This is a genomic window from Phenylobacterium sp., from assembly GCF_028290885.1.
GTDB lineage: Bacteria > Pseudomonadota > Alphaproteobacteria > Caulobacterales > Caulobacteraceae > Phenylobacterium.
Genome location: NZ_JAQGIZ010000050.1, coordinates 1 through 8,864 on the forward strand (window position 1 = coordinate 1; position 8,864 = coordinate 8,864).

Here is an 8,864-nt window from a genome sequence, read left to right on the forward strand (position 1 = left end):
GACCGCCGCCATGGCCATCGACGACCCCGCGGCCCTGGCCAAGGCGCTCGCCGGCTGCTTCGCCGTCGTCAACGCCGCGCCCTACCACCTGACCGCCGTGGTGGCTGAGGCCGCCAAGGCCGCCGGCGCCCACTACCTTGACCTCACCGAGGACGTGGCCGCGAGCCGCGTGGTGCGCGAACTAGCCAGGGACTCCGCCACCGCCTTCATCCCGCAGTGCGGCCTGGCGCCGGGCTTCATCACCATCGCCGCCTGGGACCTCTGCAAGCACTTCGAGGAACTGCACGACGTCCGCCTGCGGGTGGGCGCCCTGCCGCGCTACCCCTCCAACGCGCTCAACTACAACCTCACCTGGTCGACCGACGGGGTGATCAACGAATACTGCGAGCCCTGCGAGGCGATCGTCGAGGGCCGCCTGCGCGAGGTGCCGGCGCTGGAGGAATGCGAGGAGTTCTCCCTCGACGGCGTCACCTACGAGGCGTTCAACACCTCCGGCGGGCTGGGCACGCTGTGCCAGACGCTGGACGGCAGGGTGCGCAACCTCAACTACCGCACAATCCGCTACCCCGGCCACGCGGCGATCATGAAGGCGCTGCTCAACGACCTCGGCCTGCGCAACCGTCGGCCGCTGCTGAAGGACATCCTGGAGAACGCCGTCCCCGCCACCCTGCAAGACGTGGTCATCGTCTTCGTGACCGTCAGTGGACTGAAGGACGGCCGGCTGATGCAGGAGACCTATGTCAACAAGGTCTTCGCCCAGCCCGTCGCCGGCGAGATGCGGAGCGCCATCCAGATCACCACCGCCGGCGCCGTCTGCGCCGTGCTGGACCTGCTGGCCGAAGGGCGCTTGCCCACCCAGGGCTTTATCCGCCAGGAGGACATTCCGCTCGCCGACGTGCTGGCGAACCGCTTCGGACGCTTCTACGCTCCCGAACAGCAAGCCCTGCGCGCCGCCGAGTAGTAACCATGACCGTACAGACCAAGGTCGGCTCCGCCCGGGCCGAGGCCGCCGAGGTGCTCAACCGCCTGGGCGTTCCCGAAGCGCTCTGGACCGGCGGCGGCCGGCCGGTCCGCTCGCCCGTCTCCGGCGAGGTGATCGGCGACGTGCATGACAGCTCACCCGCGGCCGTCGCCAAGGCCATCGAGGCCGCGCACGAGGCCTACCTGGCCTGGCGCAGCACGCCGGCGCCGCGGCGCGGCGAACTGGTCCGCCTGCTGGGCGAGGAGCTGCGCGCCGCCAAGGCCGATCTCGCCCGCCTGGTCACGCTTGAAGCCGGGAAGATCGTCTCCGAGGCCAACGGCGAAGTGCAGGAGATGATCGACATCTGCGACTACGCCACCGGCCTGTCGCGCCAGCTGTTCGGCCTGACGCTCGCCACCGAGCGGCCCGAGCACCGGATGATGGAGACCTGGCACCCGCTGGGGGTCGTGGGCGTGATCTCCGCCTTCAACTTCCCGGTCGCGGTGTGGTCGTGGAACGCGGCCCTGGCGCTGGTCTGCGGCGACGCCGTGGTCTGGAAGCCGTCGGAGAAGACCCCGCTGACGGCGCTGGCCGTCCAGGCGCTGTTCGAGCGCGTCTGCGCGAAGTTCGGCGACGCGCCGAAGGGCCTCTCGGCGGTGGTCATCGGCGGCCGCGAGGTGGGCGAGGCGATGGTCGACCATCCCAAGGTCCCGCTGGTCTCCGCCACCGGATCGACCGCCATGGGCCGCGCCGTGGCGCCGAGGCTCGCCGCACGCTTCGCCCGCGCTCTCCTGGAGCTCGGCGGCAATAACGCCGCGATCGTCGCGCCCAGCGCCGACCTGGACCTGACCCTGCGCGGCGTCGCCTTCGCAGCCATGGGCACCGCCGGCCAGCGCTGCACGACGCTGCGGCGCCTGTTCGTGCACTACAGCCTCTACGACGCCTTCCTGCCCCGGCTGAAGGCCGCCTACGGCTCCGTGCCGGTGGGCGATCCGCGCCAGGCCGGGACCCTGGTCGGGCCGCTGATCGACGCCGCCGCCTTCGAGGGACAGCAGCGCGCCCTGGCCGACGCCCGAGCCGCCGGCGGCCAGGTTACCGGCGGCGAACGCGTCCATCTGCCGGGCCGTCCCGAGGCGGTCTACGTCCGCCCGGCGCTGGTGGAGATGCCGCAGCAGGCCGAGATCGTGCGCCGCGAGACCTTCGCGCCGATCCTCTACGTCATGCGCTATTCGGACCTCGCCGAGGCCATCGCCCTGCAGAACGACGTGCCGCAGGGCCTGTCGTCCTCGATCTTCACCAACGACATCCGCGAGGCCGAGCTCTTCACCTCGGCCCGGGGCTCCGACTGCGGCATCGCCAACGTCAACATCGGCCCCTCTGGCGCGGAGATCGGCGGAGCGTTCGGCGGCGAGAAGGAAACCGGCGGCGGCCGCGAAGCCGGCTCCGACTCCTGGAAGGCCTACATGCGCCGCGCCACCAATACGGTGAACTACGGCCGCACCCTGCCGCTGGCCCAGGGGGTGGAGTTCGACGTCTAAAAGCAGAACCGCAGGGCCGACTGGACGACCGTCTGGTCCTGCTTCGGCGCCTCGCCCGCCAGGCTACGAGCCGCGCGTTTGCTGGCGACGTGCTGGGCCTCCACGATCAGGTCCAGGTGCGGGGCCAGGCGGTGGCGCCAGGACGCCGTCGCCGCCCAGCCGTTCTCCTGGTTGTCGTCAAGGGCGCGGAAGGTGCGGTCCCGGGTCCGGAAGGCGTCGAGCCGTCCACTGACGGTATCATCGCCGAGCTTGTGCTGCGCCAGCACATAGGCCGCCTGGAAGCCGGTGTTGAACCAGATCCCGCCGGGCATGACGTAACCCATCAGGGTCTCGCCGTTCATCGCCTGGACCAGCACCCGCGTGCTGTCGCTGGCCTGCCACTTCATGCCCACGTTCACGAAGCGGGTTTCCCAGGCCCATTGGCCGTCGCTGTCCACGGCGGTCCGGTTGCCGGCGTTGTCGTAGTAGAGGGCGTTGAAGCTGACCGGCGCAGGCGGCCGCCACTCCAGGCGCCCGTAGTAGCCCGCCCGATGGTCGAGCTCGCGGAACGGATAGGTCTCGTCGTACTGGAACCGTTCGGCGAACGGCGACAGCGGCGGCAGGTGGAAGCCCGTGCGCACCCCGGTGCGGACCTCGTCGAGCGCCCAGCCTCGGAACGTCAGCAGCGTCCCGGACGTATCGTTCCAGCCGAACACCGCCGCCGTCGCCTCGATCTCATGGGCGCCCAGGCTACGCTGCAGGGTGACCTCTACGCCGCCCACCTTGACCTCCTCGCCGATCCAGCTGTTCAGCGCCGAGCCGCTCAGCATGTCGGGCGTCGTCCAGGCCACGCCGTCATGCTCCATCGAGACCGGCGGATAGAACACGCCGACCCGCGCCGAGACACGGCCCAGGCCGCTCGGCGGCGCCTTCAGCTTCAGGTAGGCCTCGCCGAGATCCAGCTTGGGGTCGAGCTGCGGCTGGAAGAGCGCCGTCACCATCGCGCTGACCGCGAAGTTGAACCGCGGCCGCCACTCCAGCGCCGCCTGGGAGAGTTCGACGTCGCCGCGGGCGTGACCGCCGCCGCCGCCGGAGACGCTGGTCTTGCCGAACCCGCCGTCCAGCCACGAAGTCTCGCCGTCGGCCGCGGCGGCGCGAACCTCGACGAGCCCGTGAAACGTATCGGGGGAAACGATGTCCGACTGGGCGTCCGCCTGTGAGGCGAAGGCGCAGGTCAGGATCAGCGCCGCCAGTCGCGCCGGCCAGCATCCTGCTATGTCGGCCTCCCTACTTAAGCGTAACTTCGTTCTCCGAACTCATCCTTGTCCAGAAACGTCAAAAGTTCCCTTAACGGCAAAGGCTTGGAGATCAGATAACCCTGCGCCTGGTCGCAGCCCATGGCGCCCAGCAGCGAGAAGCAGGCCTCGGTTTCGACGCCCTCGGCGGTGACTTTCAGCCCCAGGCTGTGGGCGAGGTCGATGGTCGAACGGACGATCAGGGCGTCGCGCTGGCTCTCGGTCACATCCTGGACGATCGACTTGTCGATCTTCAGCTCCTGGCCGCGGATCCGCTTCAGGTAGGCGAGCGAGGACAGGCCGGTCCCGAAGTCGTCAATCGAGATGGCGATGCCGGCCTCGGCGAACCGGTCGAGCATGGCCAGCGCCATGTCCGGGTTTTCGATGACTGCCGTCTCGGTGATCTCAAAGATCAGATGGCCGGTGGCCTCGCGCGCCTGGGCCAGCGCGAAGTCGGCGAAGTCCGGCTCCCCCAGCGTCCGGCCGGAGATGTTCACCGCCATGTCGAGGACGTGCCCCGCCTTCGCCAGAGTGGCCTGGTCGGCGATCGCGCGCTTGACCGCCCACTCGGTCAGGGTGCGGATGTGGCCGGTTTCCTCCGCCATTGGGATGAACAGGTCCGGGGACAGCATGCCCCGCACCGGGTGGCGCCAGCGCGACAGAGCTTCCAGTCCCGTCACCGCGCCGCGGCGCATGTCGAACTTCGGCTGGTAGAACAGCTCCAGGGCGCCGCCATCCAGCGCGTCCAGCATGCCGCTCATCAGGGAGAGGTTCGAGGCCGGGTCGCCGTAGGCCTCGCTGTCGAAGAAGGCCACCTTGCGGCGGCCGGCGCGGGCCTGGTCGAGGGCGATGTTGGCCTGCTCGATGGCTGCGCCGGGGCCCGCGCCGCGCACGACGGGCGCCAGGCCCAGGTTGAGGGTCACGTCGATCGCGTCGCCCCCGATGTTCAGCGGCTGCTCCAGCGCGGCCATCAGCCGGGCCGCGTCGTCGGCCGCGGCCTCCGGCCCGTCGGCGATGAGGGCGAAACCCAGCACGTCGCTGGCCACGCGCGCCACCCCAGAGGCGGGCGCGAGCCCGGCGAGCCGGGCGCCGATCATCCGCACGGCTTGCGCGGCCAGCGCATAGCCGATGGCGCCGCGAAGGTGGTCGAAACGGTGGAGTCCGAGCGCCGCCACATAGGCCCGGCCCGGCGGCAGGTCGGAGAGCCCCTCCATGACCCGCTCCAGCGCCAGGCGGTTGGGCAGGCCGGTTTCGCCGTCGTGAAGGGCCAGGTGGGTGATCCGGCGCTCGCGGTCGCGGATCTCGGTGGCCATGGTGTTGAAGCTTGCCGCCAGCCGCCCGATCTCGTCCCGCGTCTCGATGGCCACCTGCGCGTCCTCGCCGCGCTGCAGCCGCTGGGCGGCCTCGTCCAGCGCCGAGATCGGGCGGGTGACGCCGCGGGCGAGCACCCAGGACCCCCAGACCACCACGACGAGCCCGATGATCCCGGCCAGGGCGACGATCGCCAGCAGCAGCCGGTAGGGCGCCAGCGCCAGCGCCAGCGGATAGCGCAGCAACAGCACCGCCGGCGTGTCTGGCGTCAGGGTCGGCAGGCGCTTGACCAGGGCGAGCGAGCGTCCGCCGGTCTCGTCCAGCCCCTGCGGCGCGGCCAGCCTCTTCCCGATCGCCTCGTCGATGAAGCGGCTCAGGCCCCGGCGGTCGCGCTCGCTCGAACGGCCGTCCTGGCGCCATCCCGTAGTGTCGCGGTGGAGCACAGCCGCGGTCAGGGGAATGGCCGAAAGCCGCTCGAGGCCGGCCATCTCGGCGCGGTCGAGCCGGACCGCGAACACCAGCCAACCCGTCTGGTCCGGAGACGACACCGGCGCCGCCATCACCTGGTAGGGCGCGCCGCGCAACATCACCACGCCGACAGGATCCTCGGCCGCCTCGAAGGCCGCCGCCAACCGCGGGGCGTCGTGCGCCAGCGCCCCGGCGTCGTCGCCGATCACCCGCCCATCGACGGTGACCATGAACGCCCGGTCGATGCTGAAGCGGCGCTTCAGGTTGTCCACGGCGGAGACGATGGTCGGGCTGTCGCCGGTCGCCACCGCCTCGCGGAAGCCGAAGTCCCGTGAGAGCAGGGTCGCGCCCACGCGCAGCCGGTCCGACCGCAGCGACCACACTCGGTCAAAGACCGTCCCGGACGCTGTCAGTTCGCTCCGCACCTGCCGCTGAGCGGCCTGGTCGATGGCGGTATAGACGCCCAGAGAGATCATCAGCAGCGTCGCCCCGAACAGGGCGGCGTAGAGCACCGTGAGGCGGGTGCGGAGGCGGGTGAACACGCCGGCGGCCTCAGTAGCCGCCGCGCCGCAGCGGCGGACTGCGAAGATCGGCGACGAGTGCAAGGCTGAGCGTTCCCGAAGCCGGCACGACGATTTCGCGGGTCTCTTCCCCGCCGCGGCTCTTCAGGAACGGATGCCAGATGGTGACCGTCGCGGGACCGGGCGGCAGGTCGCGGATCGCCGCCTCGCCATGTGCGCCGCTCTTGGCCGCGAAGGGCGTGTCCACCACGCGGATGAAGGCGGTCATGTCATCGTGGATGTTGCAGCCGAGGGCGACGACTCCGGCCTTCTCCAGCTTCACCTTCCGCGTCTCGTCGCGGCTGTAGAGCTTCAGCTCAAAGGTCTTGGCCGGCGAGAAGGAGAACACGTGGTGGCGGAACGGATCGTGGTTCGGAAAGGAGACCTCCGCGCCCACCGGCACGACCAGCACGAAGGGATCGAACTGCATGTCCTGCTGGGCCATCACGTAGGGCCACGGGAAGCGGATCGGGCCGCGCGGCGAAAATCCCCGCGGGCGCACCATGATCACGGCGTTGCCGACCGGCTTTCCCGCCGGCGTGGCGACTGTCACGGCGAGGTCGCCGGCCCACGCCGGAGCGGCCAGGCATAAGGCGAGCAGCGTGGGGGCGAGCGCGCGCATGGCCGCAAGCTTAGGCGCCGCAGGTGAAGTTGGCGTAAAGCACGGGAAACACCCGATTTCCTCGCCCGGCCGGTTCCCGTTTGCCCTCACATCGGGCGCGCGGCACAATCGGGCTTTCAGCGTTCGCATTTTGAAAGCCTGTGACTTTGACGATTTCCACTACGGCTCCGGCGCGGCCGTCCACCGACCCGTTCTCGTCCGTCGACGCCCTGGTGGAGGGGCTGGGCAGCGTCGGCTACATCGCCTCGCGCCGGATCGCGACCGCCCTCTACATGGCCGTGCACCTGCAAAAGCCGATCCTGGTGGAAGGCTCGGCCGGGGTCGGCAAGACCGAGCTGGCGCTCTCCACCGCCCGCCTGCTCGCCCAGCCGCTGATCCGCATGCAGTGCTACGAGGGGCTCGACGAGTCCAAAGCCCTCTACGAGTGGAAGTACGGCAAGCAGTTGCTCTACACCCAGATCCTCAAGGACCGCATGGGCGAGCAACTGGCCGATGCGGCCACCATGGACGCCGCCATGGACCGCCTGCACGGCATGGGCGATCTGTTCTTCTCCGAGCCGTTCCTGGAGCCGCGGCCGCTGATGCAGGCGCTGCGCCATGACGACGGCTGCGTCCTGTTGATCGACGAGATCGACAAGTCCGACGAAGCGTTCGAGGCCTTCCTGCTGGAAGTGCTGTCCGCCTACCAGGTCTCGGTGCCGGAGCTGGGCGTGATCGTCGCCAAGACCCCGCCGCTGGTGTTCCTCACCTCCAACAACGTCCGCGACCTGGGCGATGCGCTGAAGCGCCGCTGCCTGCACCTGCACATCCCGCTGCCCGAGCCGGCGCTGGAGGAGCGCATCGTCGCCACCCGCGTGCCGGGCGTCGAGCAGGCGCTGACCCAGCAGCTGGTGGCCTTCGTGCAATCGCTGCGCACGCTGGACCTCAGGAAGGCGCCGTCGATCTCCGAGACCGTGGACTGGGCCCGCGCGCTGGTCCTGCTGCACGCCGACAGCCTGGAGCCGGCCATGGTCCGCGACACCCTGAACGTGATCCTGAAGTTCGAGCAGGACATCGTGGCCGTCGAACCGCAGATCGTCGAGTTGCTGCACAGGCGCTGAGGCCATGCAGCACACCCTCGAGGAGTTCCTGAGAGCGCTGCGGGCCGCCGACGTGCGGGTCTCGCCGGCCGAGGCGATCGACGCGGCGCGCACCGCCGTGGCCGTGGGCTATGCCGACCGCGAGCTGTTCAAGGACGCGCTCTGCGCCACGCTCGCCAAGTCCCGCGAGGAGGTGGTCCGCTTCGACGAGACCTTCGAGCGGTTCTTCGCCCGCGACGCGCTCGCCCTGCCGCCGCCACCGGAACCGCGCGAGGGCGAGGGCTCGCCGGCCGATGACGCGGCGGCGGAATCGCCGCTTGCCCAGATGCTGCTGCAGGGCGACGCCGCGGCCGTGGTCCAGGCCATGGAGGCCGCCGCCGAGCGCGCCGGCGTCGGCGAAATCCGCCTCTCCACCCAGCGCAGCCGCATGACGCGCCGCCTGCTGGACGAGATGGGCCTGGCCGAGATCGAGCAGATCATCGCCAGGGCGCGAAAGCTCCCCGAAGGCCAGGGCCTGGCCGCGCGCCTCGACGCCGCCAAGAGGGCGCTGGCCGCCCAGGCCCAGCGCTTCGTCCAGCGCCAGCACGAGCTCTACGCCGCTGGCTCCGGCCGGGCGCTGCGCGAAGAGATGCTGGCCAAGAAGGCGCTGAACGCCGACGGCGGCATCGACCCCGTCGACCTCGCCATGATGCAGGCGCTGGTCAGGCGCATGGCCAAGCGGCTCGCCGACCGCTACTCGCGCCGCCGCCACACCGCGAACCGCGGCCACCTCGACGTGCGCAAGACGCTGCGCAAATCCATGGCTCACGGCGGCGTGCCCTTCGAGATCGAATGGAAGATCAAGAAGGTCGACAAGCCGTCGATCGTCGCCATCTGCGACGTCTCCAAGTCGGTGGCCGCCGCCGCCCAGTTCCTGCTGACCTTCCTCTACTCGCTGAACGAGGTGGTTGACCGTCTGGACGCCTTCGCCTTCTCCGGCCGGCTGATCCCGGTGAACGCCATCCTCGACGAGAACGGCGTCGAGGGCGCGATCCTCAAGGTGCTGCAGACC

7 protein-coding genes are annotated in these 8,864 nt (G+C 70.3%); 4 read left to right on the forward strand and 3 right to left on the reverse strand.

All coding sequences use genetic code 11. From position 1 onward, the window contains the following. Nucleotides 1–961: saccharopine dehydrogenase C-terminal domain-containing protein (locus JWP28_RS04300; protein WP_299540359.1), on the forward strand; the 961-nt coding region annotated here is incomplete at its 5' end. A gap of 5 nt (nt 962–966) precedes the next feature. After that, nucleotides 967–2,499: an aldehyde dehydrogenase family protein gene (locus JWP28_RS04305; protein ID WP_299540362.1), complete on the forward strand. Its 1,533-nt coding sequence runs from the start codon at nt 967–969 to the stop codon at nt 2,497–2,499. On the opposite strand, the gene JWP28_RS04310 is transcribed toward JWP28_RS04305, so the two are convergent. From JWP28_RS04310 to JWP28_RS04320, 3 genes are all read right to left on the reverse strand, one after another. Continuing rightward, nucleotides 2,496–3,479, reverse strand: coding sequence for a hypothetical protein (locus JWP28_RS04310; protein ID WP_299540364.1), 984 nt, complete (start codon nt 3,477–3,479; stop codon nt 2,496–2,498). The genes JWP28_RS04305 and JWP28_RS04310 overlap by 4 nt on opposite strands. Before the next feature lie 290 nt (nt 3,480–3,769). After that, a complete protein-coding gene (locus JWP28_RS04315; RefSeq protein ID WP_299540367.1) occupies nt 3,770–6,094 on the reverse strand; it encodes an EAL domain-containing protein in 2,325 nt (774 codons plus the stop codon). 10 nt (nt 6,095–6,104) lie between these two features. Then, entirely contained in the window at nt 6,105–6,734 is a 630-nt protein-coding gene (locus tag JWP28_RS04320) for a methylamine utilization protein (RefSeq protein WP_299540369.1), read from the reverse strand. A 140-nt stretch (nt 6,735–6,874) separates the two neighbouring features. On the opposite strand from JWP28_RS04320, the gene JWP28_RS04325 reads away from it, so the two are divergent. Together JWP28_RS04325 and JWP28_RS04330 are read left to right on the forward strand one after the other, a co-directional pair. Then, nucleotides 6,875–7,834 carry a MoxR family ATPase gene (locus tag JWP28_RS04325; RefSeq protein ID WP_299540372.1) on the forward strand — a complete coding sequence of 320 codons (960 nt, stop codon included), beginning with the start codon at nt 6,875–6,877 and terminating at the stop codon, nt 7,832–7,834. Nucleotides 7,835–7,838: 4 nt separating this feature from the next. After that, the coding region (locus tag JWP28_RS04330; protein WP_299540375.1) for a VWA domain-containing protein at nt 7,839–8,864 on the forward strand (1,026 nt) is incomplete at its 3' end.